Raw genomic sequence first — 18,624 nt, 5'->3', positions numbered from 1 at the left:
TCTCGCCAGGTGCACCGGCCCGGTCACCCGGGCCGGTGCACCTGCGCGTCGACGGTGAGGTCAGCGCTTGTCGGACTCGTCGTCCACGATCTCGGCGTCGACGACGTCGTCGTCCCCAGCGGCCGCGGTCGAGGTCGAACCGGTGGAGTCGGTGCCGCCGTCGAAGCCGGCGTCACCTGCCGCACCGTCGGTGGCACCGTCGGCCTGCGCCTGGGCGTAGAGGGCCCCGCCGACCTCCTGGGAGATCCGGGCGACCTTCTCCTGCGCGGTCTTGATCGCGGCGATGTCCGACCCGCCGAGGGAGGAGCGGAGCTCGGTCAGCGCCTCGCCGAGCTCCTCCTTCTTCTCCGCCGGGATCTTGTCGCCGTTCTCGGCCAGGAACTTCTCGGTCTGGTACTGCAGCGACTCGGCGAGGTTGCGGGTCTCGGCCTCGTCGCGGCGCTTCTTGTCCTCCTCGGCGTGCGCCTCGGCGTCGGCCATCATCCGGGCGATGTCGTCCTTGGGCAGGGCCGAGCCGCCGGTGATGGTCATCGACTGCTCCTTGCCCGTGCCGAGGTCCTTCGCGTGGACGTGCACGATGCCGTTGGCGTCGATGTCGAAGGCGACCTCGATCTGCGGGACGCCGCGGGGGGCCGGCGGCAGACCGGTCAGCTCGAACATGCCGAGCTTCTTGTTGTAGGACGCCATCTCGCGCTCGCCCTGGAAGACCTGGATCTGCACGCTCGGCTGGTTGTCGTCGGCCGTCGTGAAGATCTCCGAGCGCTTGGTCGGGATCGTGGTGTTGCGCTCGATGAGCTTCGTCATGATCCCGCCCTTGGTCTCGATGCCCAGGGAGAGCGGGGTGACGTCGAGCAGCAGGACGTCCTTGACCTCGCCGCGGAGCACACCGGCCTGCAGTGCGGCACCCACGGCGACGACCTCGTCGGGGTTGACGCCCTTGTTGGGCTCCTTGCCGCCGGTCAGCTCGCGGACGAGCTCGGTGACGGCGGGCATCCGGGTCGAGCCACCGACCAGGACGACGTGGTCGATGTCGCCGACCTTGACGCCGGCGTCGCGGATCGCCTGGTTGAACGGGGCCTTGGTGCGGTCCAGCAGGTCCTGGGTCAACCGCTGGAACTCGGCGCGGGTGATCGTGACGTCCAGGTGCATCGGGCCGTCGGCGCCGGCGGTGATGTAGGGCAGGTTGACGTTCGTCGACTGTGCGCCGGACAGCTCGATCTTGGCCTTCTCAGCGGCCTCACGCAGTCGCTGCATGGCCAGCTTGTCCTTGGCCAGGTCGATGCCGGACTGCGCGTTGAAGGTCTGCACCAGGTGCTTGACGACCCGCTCGTCCCAGTCGTCGCCACCGAGCTTGTTGTCACCGGCGGTGGACTTGACCTCGATGACGCCGTCGCCGATCTCCAGCAGGCTGACGTCGAAGGTGCCGCCACCGAGGTCGAAGACCAGGATGGTCTGCTCGGTCTCGCCCTTGTCCAGGCCGTAGGCCAGGGCCGCGGCGGTGGGCTCGTTGACGATGCGCAGCACGTTGAGGCCGGCGATCTCCCCGGCCTCCTTGGTGGCCTGGCGCTGGGCGTCCTCGAAGTAGGCGGGGACGGTGATGACGGCCTCGGTGACCGGCTCGCCCAGGTAGGTCTCGGCGTCGCGCTTGAGCTTCTGCAGCACCCGGGCGCTGATCTCCTGCGGGGTGTACTGCTTGCCGTCGACGTCGCCGGTCTTCCAGGTGGTGCCGATCTCGCGCTTGACGCTGCGGATCGTGCGGTCGACGTTGGTGACCGCCTGGTTCTTGGCCGACTGGCCGACCAGGACCTCGCCGTTCTTGGCGAACGCGACGACCGAGGGAGTCGTGCGCGCACCCTCGGAGTTGGCGATGACGGTGGGCTCGCCGCCCTCGAGGACCGCGACGACGGAGTTCGTGGTGCCGAGGTCGATTCCGACTGCTCGTGCCATGGAAGGCCTCTCCTAGCGTTGCTGACGGGATGGTGCTGGTCTGGGAGTCGGGGGCCCGGCGCCGTCCACCATTGGGCCTTGCGCCTGGTCCGCTCAACTTTCCTGCCCAGCCTAACGGCAGTCTGCGTTCGCGTGTTCCCGGGGGCGTCCGACCGTGACGCCCCCCTCACCTGCAGGGCGCCCTCGACGTGCCTTCACCTTCACGCCCCGTCGCACCGGGACCAGGTCACCTGGTCATGTGGCGACCTACCCCGCGGCCCACCGTTCGGTAGGTGCCCACACGGTCAGGTAGGACGCCGACCCCCGCCGGTCAGGCCGGGACGGCGCACCACCCGGAACCCGCGCGGTCCCCAGCCGGCCACCGCACGGGCGGGCAGGCCACCCTGAGAGACCCGGTAGCCGCGGCCCACGCGCCAGTTGTACGGGTCCGTGAGCCGCACCTCGGTCAGCCCCCGGCACGGGACGAGCAACCCGTGCACGGCCGCCGCCGATGCGTGGCTGACCGCCGGGCGCCGCGGTAGGGCGACCAGGACGGCGGCGACGTCGAGCAGGTGGGCGAGCCGTGGGTCGCCGGCGGCGCGTGGCGATCTCGTCGAGGACCGGGAGCACTCGTCGAGGGTCACCCCGCGACCGAGCTCGAGGCGGCCTCGCGGTCCAGCTGTGGACAGCGGGACCCGATGTGGACGGCGGGGCCCGATGTGGACGGCGACGTCCCACCTCGCGTGGTGAGCACCTACCGCCCGGCCGGCCACCCGGTAGGTGCCCACGCGACCAGGTGACCTGGTCCCAGAGCTGGCGGGCTCGGGCGACGGCGCGGGGCTGGAGGGTTACCCGCGAGTAGCCTGTGGGCGCCCGGTTAGTGTCCGTGCCGGGTGGGCGACGACGCCCGCGCACGCACGAGAGGGAGCTCATGGGCCCGTTGCAGATCGTCCTCGGCACGCTGGCCGTGATCCTGCTGGTGGTCTCGGTGGTCTACGCCACCAAGGCCGTCCGCGCGATGCTGCGGATCTTCCGCGCCGGCCAGCCCGACCCGACCCGCTCCGGCCCGGTCGGCCCGCGGCTGAAGACGTTGGCGGTCGAGTCGCTGGGGCACACCCGGATGCTCAAGTGGTCGGCCATCGGCGCCGCCCACTGGTTCGTCTTCATCGGGTTCTACGGCCTGTTCCTCACCCTCGTCGAGGCGTTCGGGGAGGTCTTCAACCCGGAGTGGCACCTCCCGCTGATCGGCGAGTGGAGCCTGTGGAACCTCTTCGCCGACCTGATCGGCACGGCCACGGTGCTGGGCATCCTGTACCTGATCGTCCGGCGGCAGCTGGACCACCCGCGTCGCAAGGGACGGGACAGCCGGTTCGCCGGGTCCAACGAGGGGCGCGGCTACTTCGTCGAGGCCGTCGTCCTGACCATCGGCATCTGCATCCTGCTGATCCGCGCGATCAAGGTCGCCGCCGACCTCACCGACGCGCCGGCCTGGTCGCACCCGGTCTCCGGCCTGCTGGCGAACATCGTCCCGGCCAACCCCGACCTGCTGTCGGTCGTCGCGTTCGTCAAGATCGTGGTGAGCCTGGGCTGGCTGATCACCATCTCCCGGGTGCTCAACATGGGCGTCGCGTGGCACCGGTTCAGCGCGTTCTTCAACATCTACTTCAAGCGTGAGGACGACGGCACGCAGGCCCTCGGCCCACTGCCGGCGATGACCTCGGGCGGCAAGCCGATCGACTTCGAGGACCCGGGCGAGGACGACGTCTTCGGCCGCGGCAAGATCGAGGACTTCACCTGGAAGGGGATGCTGGACTTCACCACCTGCACCGAGTGCGGGCGGTGCCAGAGCCAGTGCCCGGCCTGGAACACCGGCAAGCCCCTGTCGCCGAAGATGGTGATCATGGACCTGCGGGACCATCTGTACGCCAAGGCCCCGTACCTGACCGGCGCGACCAAGGCCTCCGACGAGGCGCCGAACTTCGCCGACTTCACCACCCTGGAGCCCAGCGCCGAGCAGGTCTGGGCCTCCGGCTACGCCCGCATCGAGGGCACCAACGACGCGCAGGCGCACCGCCCGCTGGTCGGCACCCTCGAGGAGGGCGGGGTCATCGACCCCGACGTGCTGTGGAGCTGCACCAACTGCGGCGCCTGCGTCGAGCAGTGCCCGGTCGACATCGAGCACGTCGACCACATCATGGACATGCGCCGCTACCAGGTGCTGATCGAGTCCAGCTTCCCGTCCGAGGCCGGCGTGATGATGCGCAACCTGGAGAACCGCGGGAACCCGTGGGGCGTGGGCGGCAACATCCGCGAGGAGTGGATGAAGGAGCTGGACTTCGAGGTCCGGCAGGTCGAGGGCGCGATCGACGACGACGTCGAGTACCTGTTCTGGGTCGGCTGCGCCGGCGCCATCGACGACCGCGCCAAGAAGGTCACCAAGGCCGTCGCCGAGCTGCTGCACATCGCCGGCGTGGAGTTCGCCGTCCTGGGCAACGGGGAGACCTGCTCGGGTGACCCGGCCCGCCGGATGGGCAACGAGTTCCTCTTCCAGCAGCTGGCGCAGGAGAACGTGGAGACGCTCAACGCCGTCTTCGAGGAGCGCCCGGCCGGACGGCGGAAGATCGTCGCCACCTGCCCGCACTGCTTCAACTCGATCAACCGCGAGTACCCGCAGCTGGGCGGCGACTACGACGTCGTCCACCACACCCAGCTGCTCGGCCAGCTGGTCGAGGAGGGCCGGCTGACCCCGGTCACCCCGATCGACCGCAAGGTCACCTACCACGACCCGTGCTTCCTGGGCCGGCACAACAAGGTCTACACACCGCCGCGGGAGATCCTCGACTCGGTGAAGGGCCTGTCCACCCAGGAGATGCACCGCTGCAAGGACCGCGGCTTCTGCTGCGGCGCCGGCGGCGCGCGGATGTGGATGGAGGAGAAGATCGGCAAGCGGATCAACGTCGAGCGCACCGAGGAGGCGCTCGAGCTGGACCCGGACGTCATCTCCACCGCCTGCCCGTTCTGCATCACGATGCTGTCGGACGCGGTGACCAGCAAGCAGCAGGCCGGCGAGGCGAAGTCGCACGTCGAGGTCCTGGACGTCAGCCAGATCCTGCTCCGCTCGATGGCCCCCGCGGGTGCGCCGGGCACGGACTCCGGCCCCGGCGTGGGCACCGAGCCCGACGACCCGGCCGGGACCGGATCGGCCGCCACCCAGCACAACTGACGAAGGACCCCGCTGCCCCCCACCGCTCGCAAGCCCGCGGCGGGCCCCTGCAGCGGGGCCGGGAACGACCGTCCCCCCGCACCAGCGTTGGTGCGGGGGGACGGTCGTCGGTGCAGGGGGACGAGCCGGAGGGACACTGGGCACCATGAGCTCTCCGTACGGCGGCGGCCGTCGCCGCGGGGAGGCCGAACGGGCCGCCGCCTCCCGCAGCACGCGCATGCACTACGCCCGCGACGTCAACGACGAGCGCGCGCTGGCCGACGACCGCCCGACGATCCGGCGCAGCCGCCACTGGACCTGGCTGGCGGTCGCGATCGTGGCGATGTCGGTGCTCGCCGTCGTCGGCGGCCGCGGCGCCCAGGACGTGCCGATCACCGCCGACTGCGACGCCCCGCAGATCGCCGTGGCCAGCAGCGTCGTCACCGCCGGCCAGCCGCTACGGTTCCGGGTCACCGGGGCCGAGGACGTCGACTACGTGATGACCCTGGACGGCGAACCGGTCCGTGGCGACGCCGGCACCACCGTCAGCTACACCGAGACCCCTGCCGGACCGGCGTTCCGACTGCCCCAGTGCGTGAGCCCGACCCTGCGGCTGGCCGCCCCGGCCGGTGACGGCGTCCACGACCTGGCGATGCTGCGGGTGGCCGGCGACGGCACGACCGAGCAGGTGGCCGCGGTGCCGGTCACGGTGACCGGTACCCGGTAGGAGCACCCGACTCCCGGGCGGCGGCGGCTCGGGGAGGAGGATGAGCGGACGTGACCCGCAGCGCCGCCCCACCGCCGACGCGCACCTCCTCCCGGCAGGGGCTGGTCCTGGTCGGGACGGCGATCGTGCTGACCGGGTTCAACCTGCGCACCGCGGTGAACAGCGTCGGCCCGGTGCTGGAGGAGATCGAGCGCGGTCTCGGGATCTCCTCCGGCCTCGCCGGCCTGATCACCAGCATGCCGCTGATCTGCTTCGCCCTGATCGGTTTCGCCGGCCCGCCGCTGGCCGCCCGGTTCCGCGACGGGCACGTGCTCGCCGCGGCCCTGCTGGTCATGGCGATCGGGCTGCTGCTGCGGGTGTCGGTGCCGAACGTGTGGGTCTTCCTGCTCGGCACCGTGGCCACGATGGTCGGCGGGGCGCTGGGCAACGTGCTGCTGCCCGGGCTGGTCAAGCGGTGGTTCCCGGACCGGACCGGACTGCTGGTGGGCGCCTACAGCACCGCACTCGCGATCGGCGGGGCGGTCGCCAGCGTCTCCACCGCGCCGATCGCCGAGGCGGCCGGCGCGGAGGGCTGGCGCTGGGGCCTCGGGATCTGGGCGGTGTTCGCGCTGGTCGCGGCGCTGCCGTGGCTCGCCGTGCCGGTCCGGCCGGGGGCCTCCCGGGGCGGGCACGCAGCGGTGCGGCTGCGTGCGCTCGGGCGCAGCCGGCTGGCCTGGACGATGGCGGCCTTCTTCGGCCTGCAGGCGATGCAGGCCTACGTCATCGTCGGCTGGACGGCGCAGTACCTCCGCGACCAGGGGATGTCCGCGGAGGCAGCCGGGTTCCTGGTCGGGCTGAACGCGCTCATCGTGATCCCGCTCAACGCCGTCGTCCCGCTCGGCACGGTGCGGCCGACCTGGCAGCGGCCGATGCTGCTGGCCTTCGTCGCCTGCTACCTGGCCGGCTGGACCGGCCTGCTGCTGGCCCCGCTGACGCTGACCTGGCTGTGGGTCTGCCTGCTCGGGCTGGGCATGGGCACGTTCGCGATGATCCTTGCCCTGTTCGGGATGCGCGGGCGCACCCCGGAGTCGGTGAGCGCCCTCTCCACCGTCGCCCAGGGCTGGGGGTACGCACTGGCCGGGGTGGGCCCGCTGCTGGTCGGCCTGCTGCGGGGCCTCACGGGCGGCTACACCGGCATGTTCGTGCTCGTCTACGCCGGGGTCGGGTTGCTGCTGGTCACCGGCTGGAGCATCTGCCGGCCGAGGTACGTCGACGACGAGGTGCCCGCGCTCGGCGGCCCGGCCGGTCGCCCGGAGGACTTCCCGGAGACCGAGGTCGCCGGCGCCGAGCCACCGGTCCTGCTCCCACGCCCCGAGCGCTGAGCTCAGACCGGCAGTTGCAGGGCGCGCAGCAGCTCCGTGGACCGGTCCCGACGCAGCTCCGGTGACCGGGTGAGCAGTGCGACGGCGACGACGTAGGAGTCCTCGCCCGCCCAGCCGCGCCCCTCCGCGGTGAGCTCGGCGATGTGCTCGCGCACCCTGGGCTCCCCGCTGTACGCACCGAACTCCAGGCCCATCGCCAGGAAGTTGGCCACCTGGTACCCGAGGTCGCGGGCCGTGGCCAGGGTGGCGGCGGGGTCGGAGTAGCTGGGCAGCGCGACCAGCAGATGATCGAACCCGGCCTTGAGCAGCCGGAGCACCATGTCGTTGCCGTACCAGCCGCCCCACAGCTCGGGCATCAGGATGTCGGCGTCCGGCGCCGGGATGTAGGGCGGGTTGGCGATCACCGTGGAGACGTCCCGCCCGCTCGGGGAGTCGGCCCAGGCGAAGAAGTCACCGTGCTCGACGGCGTAGCGGTCGGCCACGTCGAGGCCGCTGATCGTCTGCCGGGCCCGCTCGACCGACGTCGCACTGATGTCGGTGCCGTGCACCTGCAGCCCGGGCACCGCCCGGACGACGTGGGCGATGGCCCGTGCGTCACCGCTGCCGAGCTCCGCGACCCCCTCGGTCTGCCAGGGCACCAGCGTCGCGTACTGCGTCAGCAGGAGCTGCACCGAGAACGCGTAGTGAGCCGACTCCTCGGCGCAGTCGAAGAAGCCGTCCACGATGTGGTTGCCCGACGGCTGGGGCAGGAGAACAGCAGTGTCCCGGGGGTCCATGGGGCAGGCCTACCCCGGAAGGCGGTCCGTCATCCGGCCTCGCGCCACCGTTCACCGAGTCGTCGGACACCCGCCGCCCGCGGTACCCGTCAGGCCGGGTCGGGGCGGCGGGTCTCGGCCCGGCTGAAGTTGCGGAACGACCGGGACGGCGTCGGCCCGCGCTGGTCCTGGTAGCGCGAGCCGTAGACCGCCGAGCCGTAGGGGTGCTCGGCGGCCGAGCTCAGCTGGAACAGGCACAGCTGGCCGATCTTCATCCCCGGCCACAGCGTGATCGGCAGGTTCGCCACGTTGGACAGCTCCAGCGTGATGTGCCCGGTGAACCCGGGGTCGACGAACCCTGCCGTCGAGTGGGTGAGCAGCCCGAGCCGCCCGAGGGAGGACTTCCCCTCCAGCCGGGCGGCGAGGTCGTCGGGGATGCGGACCACCTCGAGCGTCGACCCGAGCACGAACTCACCCGGGTGCAGCACGAAGGCGTCGTCACCGGTGGGCTCGACCAGGGTGGTCAGGTCGTCCTGCTGCTCGGCCGGGTCGATGTGGGTGTACCGGGCGTTGTTGAAGACCCGGAAGAACCGGTCGAGCCGGACGTCGATGCTCGAGGGCTGCACCATCGCCGGCTCGTAGGGCTCGATCCCGAGCCGGCCGGTCGCCAGGGCCGCTCGGATGTCGCGGTCGGACAGCAGCATGGCGCGGAGTCTAGGGACAGCGCTGCTCGGGACCTTCGTCCCGTTCCGGCCGACCCGGGTCGACAGCGGCTCGCTCCTGCCGATGTACCCGTGACACAGCAGAGTGCCGGAACGGCAGTGGACGGAAGCAGGGGACCGTGGTCCTGACGATGGCGACACCCGGCGCGTCCCGCGCCGAACGTCGGGCCGTGCGCCCGACCGGGGTCGAACGCACCTTCTCCCCCGACGAGCTCATCGTCTCCAAGACCGACGCCCGCGGGGTGATCACCTACGCCAACGACGTGTTCCTGCGGGTCGGCGCCTACTCCCTCGACGAGGTGATCGGCCAGCCGCACAACCTGATCCGGCACCCGGACATGCCCCGCGCGGTGTTCGCCCTGCTCTGGGAGACCCTGGCCCAGCGGCAGGAGCTGTTCGCCTACATCGACAACCTGGCCGCCGACGGCGCCCACTACTGGGTGCTCGCGCACGTCACGCCCTCCTACGGGCCGGACGGCGCCGTGGTGGGCTACCACTCCAACCGGCGCCGGCCCTCCCGCGCCGGGATCGCGGCGGTCAAGCCGCTCTACGACCAGTTGCTCACCGAGGAACGACGGCACCCCTCCGCACGGGCCGCGGTGGCGGCGTCCAGCGAGCTGCTGCGCCGGCTGATCGCGGAACGGGCACCCAGCTACGAGGACTTCATCTGGTCGATCATCAGCGCGAAGGGCGACTGAGATGCCACGGCGTCCCTCCTCCGGCGACGCGGCCGAGCTGGCCGTCTACCGGGCCTTCGTCCAGCAGCTGACCGAGGCCTGCGATGCCGCGGCCCGGGGCGACCTCGAGGCGCGCAGCCGCCCGGTCCCCGGGTCCGACGGCGTCCCCGAACTGGTCGCGCTGCAGCACAGCGTCAACCGCGCGCTCGACGTCTCCGATGCCTTCATCCGGGAGTCCAGCGCCGCGCTGACCTCGGCGGCCGAGGGCCGCTTCCACCGGCAGGTGCTGCTCACCGGCCTGCCCGGCGCCTACCGGCAGAGCGCGTCGGACATCAACGCCGCGCGGGACGCGATGCGGTGCAGCGCCGATCGCGTGGTGGAGGCCCGGGACTCCCGGCTGCGGCTGGCCGACGAGTTCGAGTCCGTGGTGCTGGCGATGAGCGAGGGCGTGGCCACCGCGGCCACCGAGCTCAGCGCCTCGGCCGCCGGCCTCACCGGGGCGGCCACCGCCGCGAGCACCGAGGTCGAGCGCGCCCGCGACTCGATCACCTCGCTGGACCGCTCCTCGACCGAGATCCAGCAGGTCATCGCGCTCATCGAGACGGTGGCCGACCAGACCCGGCTGCTCGCGTTGAACGCCACCATCGAGGCGGCCCGCGCCGGCGAGGCGGGCAAGGGCTTCGCCGTCGTCGCCTCCGAGGTCAAGGACCTCGCCGACCAGACCGCCCGGGCCACCGAGCGGGTGACCACCCAGGTGGAGTCGGTGCGCGCGGCCTGCGACGACGTCGCGACCGTGATGAGCAACGTCGGGAACACCGTGACGGAGATGAACGGGCTGGTCGACGGGATCGCCGCAGCGGTCGACGGTTCCGCGTCGCTGGGGCCGGCCGGCAGCGACACCACCGGGCTGTCCCAGATGGCGGAGAAGCTGCGGTCGGAGATGACCGGCTTCCTGGGCGAGATGCGGGGCTGACGTCCGGGGTCACCCGATGAGGGGAGAGGCGATCGGGACGCTCCAGCGGGGGACCGGCCGCGCCGATGCCCCTCCTTCGAGCACCGCCGTGACAGCACGGGGTGCACCTCGGAGGAGGACCGGATGGATCTCGTGGGCCACCAGGGCAGTCGGTTGCCCGCGCACGGCCGGGGCGTGCGCGTGGTCGCCGTCGTCGCCGCTGCGCTGACCGGCTTCGGCGGTGCCGCAGCCGTGGACGCGCTGGCGGGGCCCGGCCTCCCGATCGCCGTCGCCGACGGCTTCGGCACCGGCGACGGCCTGACCCGGTACGTGGTCACTGCGGCAGCCGGGGACGTCACGCCGCAGTTCCTGGCCGAGCTGGACCAACTGGACGGCGTCGACTCCGCGCAGTCCCTCTTCGAGGCCACCGCGCTGGTGGCGACCGACGGCATCTCGGCGCAGACCCTGCGCTCACTGCCTGGCGTGGCCGACGTCGAGCTCTCGCCTTCGGTCCCGGTGCTCGGGACGGTCAGCGACCCCTACGCGGTCCGTTACGGCTGGAACCTGGAGAACACCGGGACCAACGTGCATGAGCAGGAGGCCAAGGCCGACGCCGACATCGACGTGACCGACGGCTGGGCGGCCTCGACGGGCAAGGGCATCGTCATCGCCCTCACCGACACGGGCTTCGACTCCGACCACCCCGACCTGGCCGGGTCGCTGTGGACCAACCCCTCCTGCACGGGAGATGCCGACGGTGACGGCCTGACCGGGGACTGTCACGGCTGGAACTTCTACACGAACAGCGCTGACGTGGACAACGGCGTGGACGGCTCGCACGGGGCCTCGGTCGCCGGCGTCCTCGCCGCTCGCGCGGGGAACGGCATCGGGTCAGCAGGGGTGGCGCCGGAGGCGACCATCATGCCGCTGGTGATCGGCAGCGGGGAGTCCGTCAACGTCGACCTCGCGGCCAAGGCCATCCGGTACGCCGTCGACCACGGCGCCACGATCATCAACGCCTCGTGGGGAGGACAGTTCACGGGCAGCGCCCTGACGAACCTGCAGTCGGCGATCGCCCATGCGGCGAGCAAGGGCGTCCTGATCGTGGCCGCGGCAGGCAACGACGCGCTCGACCGCGACTCCTCGAAGTTCTACCCGGCAAGCTCGCCGGACGACAACCTCATCGTCGTGGGCAGCTCCAACGCGGTGGACGGCGTCTCCGCCAGCTCCGCCTACGGAGCGACGTCGGTGGACCTGTTCGCCCCCGGCAACAAGGTGGCGACCACCTGGAACGACGGCAGCTACCGATTGGTGAGCGGGACCTCGATCGCCGCACCGCACGTCGCAGCCGCCCTGGCGCTGTACCGGACCACCATGCCGACCGCCACGGCCGCCGAGCTGAAGGCGGCGCTGCTGGCGGACGTCGACCCGATCACGGCCTTCCAGGGGAAGTCGGTGACCGGCGGCCGGCTGACCCTCAGCCAGCTGGCACCGGAGACCGGCGTCGGGTACCGGTTCACCTCGATGAGGGCCACGGCCGGCCCGGTGACGCCGCAGCTCCGGGCGACCGGCCCGGAGCTGGCCGGCGACTACGAGCTCGTGCTCGGCTTGGGCATGGAGCGCGGCGGCGAGGTCTGGGCACTGTCCGGCGAGGAGGTCACGATCGCCGGCACCACGCTGACCACCGACGACGCCGGCCAGGTCACCGTCCCGCTGGGCACGCTGACCACGGCGGAGGGCCTGGAGCTGGCCCCGTCGCTCGACCTCGCCCCGGGCCGCTACGCGCTGAGCGCGCAGATGCACGTCGACGGCCAGCCGTTCGGCGGGACGTTCGCCGCGCCCCTGCTGGTCAGCGCCACCTCGACCCCGTCACCGGACGGCATCACGACGCCGGCCCCCACCACCCCGGGCGCCGGCTCTGGAGACGGCGATGATCCCTCGACCGGCGTCGGCTCGGACACTGACAGTCCTGGAACCGATGGCTCGGGTACCGCCCCGTCAGGCACCGACGGCTCAGGAACGGGTGGTTCAGGGACGGGTGGCTCAGGGACCGACGGTGGCAGCGGTTCGGACTCGGGTACGGACGGTTCGGACACCGGCTCGGCCGGGCCGGGTACGGGAGTCACGCCGGACGCACCAGCCACCACTCCACCGAGCACGGGTGCGCCGGTGCCCACCGACCCGAACACCGGCACCGGTGCGGAGAGCGGCTCGGGAGCGGATGGTGCCGACAACGCCGACGCCCCCCTGGACACCGTCCCGGACAGCGGCACGGACTCAGGCACGCCGCCGGGTCCGGGCACCAGCCCCGGCGGCGGGTCCGGCGACACCACCCCGCCGCCGTCCGTCATCACCTACCCCGAGGTCGGGTCGTTCGGCCTGACCAGCATCTCCCCGGCGGTCGTCAGCACCGCCGGCGGGACGCGGGTGACGGTCACCGGGACGAACGTCCCCGACGGCGCACGGGTGCGGATCGGGGACACCCGGGAGGCCACCGTCGTCAGCTCCGACAGCACGTCGGTCGTCTTCACCGCTCCGGATCTGGTGGCCGGGGTGTACGACGTCTCCGTCTTCGGCCCGTCCGGGCCGGAGTCCTCGGTGCTGGCCGACGGCCTCACCTACGTCGAGGAGCCGGCCGGCGGCGGCACGGCACCGGACACGGACGACGGGTCGACGCCGGACTCCGGCAGCACGCCGGGCACGGGCGGCGGCTCGTCCCTGGTCACCGCGGTCGGGCCGAACGGCGAGCGGCTGGTGCGCTCGGCGGCCTTCGGGCGGCTGGGCAGCTCGTTCTGGTCGCTGGACTGCAGCACCAGCTGCCGAGGTGTGCTGCTCTGAGCCGCTGAGACACAGTCGCCCCCGACCGGGTACCGGTCGGGGGCGACTGCCTTGCTAAGCTCTCCGACAGGTCACTGACCTGTCGCGGGTGTAGTTCAATGGTAGAACATCAGCTTCCCAAGCTGACAGTGCGAGTTCGATTCTCGTCACCCGCTCTCCTCCTCCAGCGGCCCCTGTCGGGGCGGCACGGCGATGCCTCCGCGAAGCTGGTCCGGTGAGTTCCCCCCGGCCGACGGTCACCGTCCGCAGCGCGCCCACCGCCGATCTCTCGACGAACGAGCTCGACCGGCTGCGGGAGTTCCTGGACACGGCGTTCAGCGGCCGGTTCAGCGACGACGACTGGTCCCACGCCCTCGGCGGCGTGCACGTGCTGGCCACCGTGGACGGGGAGCCGGCCGGGCACGCCGCCGTCGTCGTCCGCCAGCTCATCGCCGGCGGTCGGACGCTGCGGACCGGCTACGTCGAGGCCGTCGCCACCGCGGCCACGATGCGCCGCCGGGGCGTGGGGGCCGCGGTGATGGCCGAGACGGAACGGCTCGTCCGCGGCGGGTTCGAGTTCGGCGCGCTGGCCGCGAGCGAGGACGGCGCCCGGCTGTACACCGCGCGCGGGTGGCTGACCTGGTCCGGCGACCTGGCGGCGCTGACCCCGGACGGCATGGTGGCGACCCCAGGTGGGGCGGTCTTCGTGCTGCCCACCCCGGCCACCCCGGCGCCGCTGGACCCCGCCGCCCGGCTGGTGTGCGACTGGCGCCGGGGCGACCTGTGGTGACGCCGGCCCGGGGCGTGCGCCCCGGGCCGGCGACAGGACTCAGGCGGCCTTCTTGCCCACCATCCCGTGCGGGTCGATCACGTACTTCTTCGCCGCACCGGAGTCGAAGTCCTGGTACCCCTTCGGCGCCTCGTCCAGGGAGATGGTCGTGGCGTTGACCGCCTTCGCGATCTGCACCTTGTCGTGGAGGATCGCCTTCATCAGCCCGAGGTTGTACCGCATCACCGGGCACTGACCGGTGGTGAAGGAGAGCGACTTCGCCCAGCCGGTGCCCAGGCTCAGCGACAGCGAACCGACCTTGGCCGCCTCGTCGATGCCCCCGGGGTCACCGGTGACGTACAGCCCCGGGATGCCGATGGCGCCGCCGGCCGCGGTCACCTCCATCAGCGAGTTCAGCACCGTCGCCGGCGCCTCCTTCCCCGCTCCCTCGCCGTGGCCGCGGGCCTCGAAGCCCACCGCGTCGACGGCGGCGTCCACCTGGGGCTCGCCCAGGATCTGCTCGATCTGGTCCTGCGGCGAGCCCTTGGACACGTCGACGGTCTCGCAGCCGAAGCTGCGCGCCTGGGCCAGCCGCTGCTCGACGAGGTCGGCGACGATCACCACCGACGCGCCCAGCAGCTGGGCGCCGACGGCCGCCGCGAGCCCCACCGGGCCGGCCCCGGCGATGTACACGGTCGAGCCGGGCTTCACCCCGGCGGTGACCGCGCCGTGGAAGCCGGTCGGGAAGATGTCCGAGAGCATGGTCAGGTCCAGGATCTTCTCCATGGCCTGGTCCTTGTCCGGGAACTTCAGCAGATTCCAGTCGGCGTAGGGCACCGTCACGTACTCGGCCTGCCCGCCGACCCAGCCGCCCATGTCCACGTACCCGTAGGCCGCACCGGGGCGGGCCGGGTTCACGTTCAGGCAGATCCCGGTCTTGCCCTCCTTGCAGTTGCGACAGCGCCCGCAGGCGATGTTGAACGGCACCGAGCAGAGGTCGCCGACCTCGATGAACTCGACGTCGGACCCCTTCTCCACGACCTCGCCGAGGATCTCGTGGCCGAGCACCAGGTTCGGCGGCGCCGTCGTCCGGCCGCGGACCATGTGCTGGTCACTGCCGCAGATGTTGGTGGTGACCACCTTGAGGATCACCCCGTGGTTGAGCTTGCGGCCCACGTTGGCCGGGTTCACCCCCGGGCCGTCCTGCAGTTCCAGCTTCGGGTAGTCGGTCTCGTGCACCTCGACCTTGCCGGGCTCGATGTACGCAACGCCTCTGTTGCCAGCCATCTGGGGAGCTCCTCAGCTCTGGGGGACCGTCCTGGTCGCACACCCTCCGGACGCCACCACGACCGGCATGCATCGGAGAGCATGGGAGGCCGAGTGTGCCCCAGGTCACGTCCACCCCGCAGCTCCGTCCGACGATGCGGACCGCCCCCCGTTGCCCTGAGACCTGGCCCACTCCTACGGTTCGCTCGTCCCCCATGATCAGGAGCCCGCGATGAAGAAGCTCATCAACGACCCGGCTGACGTCGTCGACGACGCCCTGCGCGGCATGGCCGCCGCCCACCCGGAGCTGCGGATCGACGCCGAGCACCGGGTCGTCTTCCGCGGCGACGCCCCGGTGGCGGGGAAGGTCGGGCTCGTCTCCGGCGGCGGCTCCGGCCACGAGCCGCTGCACGGCGGGTTCGTCGGGCTCGGCATGCTCGACGCCGCCTGCGCCGGCGAGGTGTTCACCTCCCCCGTCCCGGACCAGATGGTGGCGGCGACCCAGGGCGTCGACGCGGGCGCCGGCGTGCTGCACATCGTGAAGAACTACACCGGCGACGTCATGAACTTCGAGATGGCCGCCGAGCTGGTGGCCGCGGAGTCCGGCACCGAGGTGGTCGCCGTCGTCACCGACGACGACGTCGCCGTCCAGGACAGCCTGTACACCGCCGGCCGGCGCGGCGTGGGCGTCACCGTGCTGGTGGAGAAGCTGGCCGGTGCCGCCGCCGAGGAGGGCCGCCCGCTGGCCGAGGTCGCCGAGGTGGCCCGCCGGGTCAACGGGCAGGGCCGCAGCATGGGCATGGCGCTGACCTCCTGCACCGTGCCGTCCGCCGGCAAGCCCACCTTCGACCTGCCCGCGGGGGAGATGGAGCTGGGCGTGGGCATCCACGGTGAACCCGGCCGCCGCCGGGTGCCGGTCGCCCCGGCCCGGGAGGTCGCCGAGATGCTGCTGGAGCCGGTGCTGGCCGACCTGGACTTCACCGGCGGCGACGGCGTGCTCGCCTTCGTCAACGGGATGGGCGGGACGCCGCTGCTCGAGCTCTACGTGGTCTATGCCGAGGTACAGGCGGTGCTGGCCAAGGCCGGCGTGACGGTGGCCCGCTCGCTGGTCGGCTCGTACATGACCAGCCTGGAGATGGCCGGCTGCTCGGTCACGCTGCTCAAGGTCGACGACGAGCTGATCCGGCTCTGGGACGCGCCGGTGCGCACCCCCGCGCTGCGGTGGGGGGTCTGAGCATGGCCGCGCTGGACACCGACGCCCTCGGGACCTGGGTGCGCGAGTACGCCCGCGCCGTCACCGAGCACCGCGAGGAGCTCACCGAACTCGACTCGGCCATCGGCGACGCCGACCACGGCACGAACATGCACCGCGGGATGACCGCGGCCGTCGCCGCCCTCGACGCCACCCCGCCGGCCGACGCCGCCGCGCTGCTGAAGACGGTCGCGATGACGATGATCAGCAAGGTCGGGGGCACCAGCGGCCCGCTGTACGGGACGTTCTTCCTCCGGATGTCCGGCGCCCTGGACGACGGCTCCCCGGCGGCCTTCGCGGCTGCGTTCCGGGCCGGGGTCGACGGCGTCGTCGCCCGCGGCAAGGCGGAGCTGGAGGACAAGACGATGGTCGACGCGCTGCTGCCGGCCGCCGACGCCCTCACCGCGGCGGTCGAGGCCGGGCAGGAGCTGGACGCCGCCCTGCGCGCCGCCGCGGACGCCGCCGCGACGGGGCGCGACTCGGTCACGCCGCTGGTCGCCCGCAAGGGCCGGGCCAGCTACCTGGGCGAGCGCAGCGCGGGCCACGTCGACCCGGGGGCCGCCTCGGCGGTGCTGCTGGTCGAGGCCGCCGCGACGACCCTGCCGGGGAGCTGACCGTGGCCGCCGTGGGGATCGTCGTCGTCTCGCACAGCCGGCCGCTGGCCGAGGCCGCGGTCGAGCTGGCCCGGCAGATGCTGCCGAACTCGACCGTGGCCATCGAGGTGGCCGCCGGCACCGACGACGGCGGGCTGGGCACCGACGCGGTCGCCGTCTCCACGGCCATCACCGCCGCCGACACCGGGGACGGCGTGGTGGTGCTGATGGACCTGGGCAGCGCGGTGATGTCGGCCGAGACGGCGCTGGAGCTGCTGGACGACGACGTCCGGGCGCGGGTGGTGCTCAGCGCCGCCCCGCTGGTCGAGGGGCTGGTCGGCGCGGCGGTGGTCGCCGCCGGTGGCGCGGACCGGGACCGGGTGGCCGCCGAGGCACTGCGCGGCCTGGCTCCCAAGCAGGCCCACCTGGGCTGACGGGGCCCTGCTCCCGGGGCGGCTCGAGCCGCCCCGGGAGGGGTTGAGCCGCCGGCGCACGCGGCTCAACCCTGGCGCCTGCGGGTCGAGCCGCGCAGGGAGGAGCGGGCATCGGGAGGAGGGCCGCTCCGGGAGCGCGTCAGGCCGGGAGCAGCAGGGTGGCGTAGAGGGTCAAGCCGGGGCCGAAGGCCATCGCGACCACCGGGCCGTCGACGTCCCCGAGCTCGTCGAGCACCAGCAGCACGGTCGCCGACGAGCAGTTGCCGTGCTCGGCGAGCACCCGGCGCGAAGCGGCCATCTGCTCCTCGGCGAGCCCGAGCTCGTCCCGGACGACGTCCAGGATCCGCGGCCCGCCCGGGTGCACCGCCCAGCCCGCCACGTCCTCGACCCGCAGGCCGGCCTCGGTCAGCAGCTCCTCGACCACGCCGCCGACGTGCCGAGCCAGCACGTCGGGCACCCGGGGCGACAGACCCATCCGGAAACCGAGGTCGGTGACGTCCCAGGTCATGTGGTCGGCGGTCGCGTGGTCGGTGCGCGCCACCATCCCGGCGACCCGCCGGCCCCGTCGCGCGGCGGGCTCGACGACGACCGCGGCCGCGGCGTCGCTGAACAGCGCGTGGGTGACGACCTGCTCCAGGTCGGCGACGGCCGGCTGCACGTGCAGGCTGGTCAGCTCCAGGCACAGCAGCACCGCCGGCCGGGAGCGTGCGGTGACGAAGTCGCTGACCGCAGCCAGCCCGGGCAGCGCCGCGTAGCAGCCCATGTGGCCGACGAGCAGCCGCTGCAACCCCAGCGGCATGCCCAGGTCACTGGAGAGCCGGATGTCCAGGCCGGGGGTGGCGTACCCGGTGCAGGTGGCGACGGCGAACTGCCCGACGTCCCCGGGAGCCAACCCGGCGGCGTCCAGCGCCGTGGCGACGGCCTGCTTGCCCAGCGGCAGCCCCTCCGTGACGTAACGCTCCATGCGGGCCCCGGTGCCCCACTGCGAGACGTCCTCGTCGACGGGGTTGACCACCGCGTGCCGGCTGCGCACACCGGCACCGCGGAACACCCGCTCGGCGGCCCGCAGCCCGGCGTACTTCTCGGCGAAGTAGCCGTCCCAGACCTCGCCCTGCTCGTACCTCGCCGGCAGCGCCCGACCCGAACCGGTGATGACGGCGGCGCTCACCAG

General features: G+C 72.6%; 16 protein-coding genes and 1 tRNA gene. 11 read left to right on the top strand and 6 right to left on the bottom strand.

Annotated features, from left to right (window positions below; genetic code table 11):
* Window positions 1-60 precede the first annotated feature (60 nt).
* Window positions 61-1,947, bottom strand: coding sequence for a molecular chaperone DnaK (gene dnaK / locus O2V63_RS15625; RefSeq protein WP_269168478.1), 1,887 nt, complete (start codon window positions 1,945-1,947; stop codon window positions 61-63).
* Between the two features lie 284 nt (window positions 1,948-2,231).
* Window positions 2,232-2,570 (bottom strand): hypothetical protein, encoded by a 339-nt coding sequence (locus O2V63_RS15620; RefSeq protein ID WP_269168477.1) that lies wholly within the window; start codon window positions 2,568-2,570, stop codon window positions 2,232-2,234.
* 287 nt (window positions 2,571-2,857) lie between these two features.
* Here O2V63_RS15620 and O2V63_RS15615 point away from each other — a divergent pair, with 287 nt between their 5' ends.
* The 3 genes from O2V63_RS15615 to O2V63_RS15605 all read left to right on the top strand — a co-directional run bounded on the left by O2V63_RS15615 (window position 2,858) and on the right by O2V63_RS15605 (window position 7,216).
* The gene (locus tag O2V63_RS15615) at window positions 2,858-5,149 is read left to right on the top strand and encodes a (Fe-S)-binding protein (protein WP_269168476.1); all 2,292 of its coding nucleotides are present in this window, start codon (window positions 2,858-2,860) and stop codon (window positions 5,147-5,149) included.
* Between the two features lie 145 nt (window positions 5,150-5,294).
* On the top strand, window positions 5,295-5,855 hold the full coding sequence (locus O2V63_RS15610) for a hypothetical protein (protein WP_269168475.1): 561 nt from the start codon (window positions 5,295-5,297) through the stop codon (window positions 5,853-5,855).
* A gap of 50 nt (window positions 5,856-5,905) precedes the next feature.
* Window positions 5,906-7,216 carry a CynX/NimT family MFS transporter gene (locus O2V63_RS15605; protein WP_269168474.1) on the top strand — a complete coding sequence of 437 codons (1,311 nt, stop codon included), beginning with the start codon at window positions 5,906-5,908 and terminating at the stop codon, window positions 7,214-7,216.
* 2 nt (window positions 7,217-7,218) lie between these two features.
* Here O2V63_RS15605 and O2V63_RS15600 read toward each other — a convergent pair whose 3' ends face one another.
* Window positions 7,219-7,992 carry a methylase gene (locus tag O2V63_RS15600; RefSeq protein WP_269168473.1) on the bottom strand — a complete coding sequence of 258 codons (774 nt, stop codon included), beginning with the start codon at window positions 7,990-7,992 and terminating at the stop codon, window positions 7,219-7,221.
* An 89-nt stretch (window positions 7,993-8,081) separates the two neighbouring features.
* Complete coding sequence (gene dcd, locus O2V63_RS15595) at window positions 8,082-8,675, bottom strand: dCTP deaminase (RefSeq protein ID WP_269162705.1); 594 nt, start codon at window positions 8,673-8,675, stop codon at window positions 8,082-8,084.
* Window positions 8,676-8,812: 137 nt separating this feature from the next.
* On the opposite strand from dcd, the gene O2V63_RS15590 reads away from it, so the two are divergent.
* The 5 genes from O2V63_RS15590 to O2V63_RS15570 all read left to right on the top strand — a co-directional run bounded on the left by O2V63_RS15590 (window position 8,813) and on the right by O2V63_RS15570 (window position 13,929).
* Window positions 8,813-9,391, top strand: a complete 579-nt coding sequence (locus O2V63_RS15590; RefSeq protein ID WP_269168472.1) for a PAS domain-containing protein — start codon at window positions 8,813-8,815, stop codon at window positions 9,389-9,391.
* A gap of 1 nt (window position 9,392) precedes the next feature.
* Complete coding sequence (locus O2V63_RS15585) at window positions 9,393-10,343, top strand: methyl-accepting chemotaxis protein (protein ID WP_269168471.1); 951 nt, start codon at window positions 9,393-9,395, stop codon at window positions 10,341-10,343.
* Window positions 10,344-10,466: 123 nt separating this feature from the next.
* A complete protein-coding gene (locus O2V63_RS15580; RefSeq protein WP_269168470.1) occupies window positions 10,467-13,160 on the top strand; it encodes a S8 family serine peptidase in 2,694 nt (897 codons plus the stop codon).
* Window positions 13,161-13,244: 84 nt separating this feature from the next.
* Window positions 13,245-13,315: transfer RNA gene (locus tag O2V63_RS15575), tRNA-Gly, on the top strand.
* A gap of 59 nt (window positions 13,316-13,374) precedes the next feature.
* The gene (locus tag O2V63_RS15570; RefSeq protein WP_269168469.1) at window positions 13,375-13,929 is read left to right on the top strand and encodes a GNAT family N-acetyltransferase; all 555 of its coding nucleotides are present in this window, start codon (window positions 13,375-13,377) and stop codon (window positions 13,927-13,929) included.
* Between the two features lie 39 nt (window positions 13,930-13,968).
* Here the strand turns inward: O2V63_RS15570 and fdhA are convergent, their stop codons facing one another.
* A complete protein-coding gene (gene fdhA, locus O2V63_RS15565; RefSeq protein WP_269168468.1) occupies window positions 13,969-15,195 on the bottom strand; it encodes a formaldehyde dehydrogenase, glutathione-independent in 1,227 nt (408 codons plus the stop codon).
* Window positions 15,196-15,406: 211 nt separating this feature from the next.
* On the opposite strand from fdhA, the gene dhaK reads away from it, so the two are divergent.
* From dhaK to dhaM, 3 genes are read left to right on the top strand one after another with little or no spacing between them, the layout of a single operon-like run.
* Window positions 15,407-16,408, top strand: a complete 1,002-nt coding sequence (gene dhaK, locus O2V63_RS15560) for a dihydroxyacetone kinase subunit DhaK (protein WP_269168467.1) — start codon at window positions 15,407-15,409, stop codon at window positions 16,406-16,408.
* A 2-nt stretch (window positions 16,409-16,410) separates the two neighbouring features.
* The gene (gene dhaL, locus O2V63_RS15555) at window positions 16,411-17,040 is read left to right on the top strand and encodes a dihydroxyacetone kinase subunit DhaL (RefSeq protein WP_269168466.1); all 630 of its coding nucleotides are present in this window, start codon (window positions 16,411-16,413) and stop codon (window positions 17,038-17,040) included.
* Window positions 17,041-17,042: 2 nt separating this feature from the next.
* Entirely contained in the window at window positions 17,043-17,453 is a 411-nt protein-coding gene (gene dhaM, locus O2V63_RS15550) for a dihydroxyacetone kinase phosphoryl donor subunit DhaM (protein ID WP_269168465.1), read from the top strand.
* 139 nt (window positions 17,454-17,592) lie between these two features.
* On the opposite strand, the gene O2V63_RS15545 is transcribed toward dhaM, so the two are convergent.
* Window positions 17,593-18,621: a type III polyketide synthase gene (locus O2V63_RS15545; protein ID WP_269168464.1), complete on the bottom strand. Its 1,029-nt coding sequence runs from the start codon at window positions 18,619-18,621 to the stop codon at window positions 17,593-17,595.
* Between the last annotated feature and the right edge of the window lie 3 nt (window positions 18,622-18,624).

This window comes from Modestobacter sp. VKM Ac-2977, from assembly GCF_026968045.1.
Lineage (GTDB): Bacteria > Actinomycetota > Actinomycetes > Mycobacteriales > Geodermatophilaceae > Modestobacter.
This window is presented reverse-complemented; position numbering and strand designations above follow the sequence as displayed.

Coding starts and splice junctions, on each gene's coding strand:
- dnaK (WP_269168478.1), bottom strand. CDS start 1,947: ATGGCACGAGCAGTCGGAATCGACCTCGGCACCACGAACTCCGTCGTC.
- O2V63_RS15615 (WP_269168476.1), top strand. CDS start 2,858: ATGGGCCCGTTGCAGATCGTCCTCGGCACGCTGGCCGTGATCCTGCTG.
- O2V63_RS15610 (WP_269168475.1), top strand. CDS start 5,295: ATGAGCTCTCCGTACGGCGGCGGCCGTCGCCGCGGGGAGGCCGAACGG.
- O2V63_RS15600 (WP_269168473.1), bottom strand. CDS start 7,992: ATGGACCCCCGGGACACTGCTGTTCTCCTGCCCCAGCCGTCGGGCAAC.
- dcd (WP_269162705.1), bottom strand. CDS start 8,675: ATGCTGCTGTCCGACCGCGACATCCGAGCGGCCCTGGCGACCGGCCGG.
- O2V63_RS15585 (WP_269168471.1), top strand. CDS start 9,393: ATGCCACGGCGTCCCTCCTCCGGCGACGCGGCCGAGCTGGCCGTCTAC.
- O2V63_RS15580 (WP_269168470.1), top strand. CDS start 10,467: ATGGATCTCGTGGGCCACCAGGGCAGTCGGTTGCCCGCGCACGGCCGG.
- fdhA (WP_269168468.1), bottom strand. CDS start 15,195: ATGGCTGGCAACAGAGGCGTTGCGTACATCGAGCCCGGCAAGGTCGAG.
- dhaK (WP_269168467.1), top strand. CDS start 15,407: ATGAAGAAGCTCATCAACGACCCGGCTGACGTCGTCGACGACGCCCTG.
- dhaL (WP_269168466.1), top strand. CDS start 16,411: ATGGCCGCGCTGGACACCGACGCCCTCGGGACCTGGGTGCGCGAGTAC.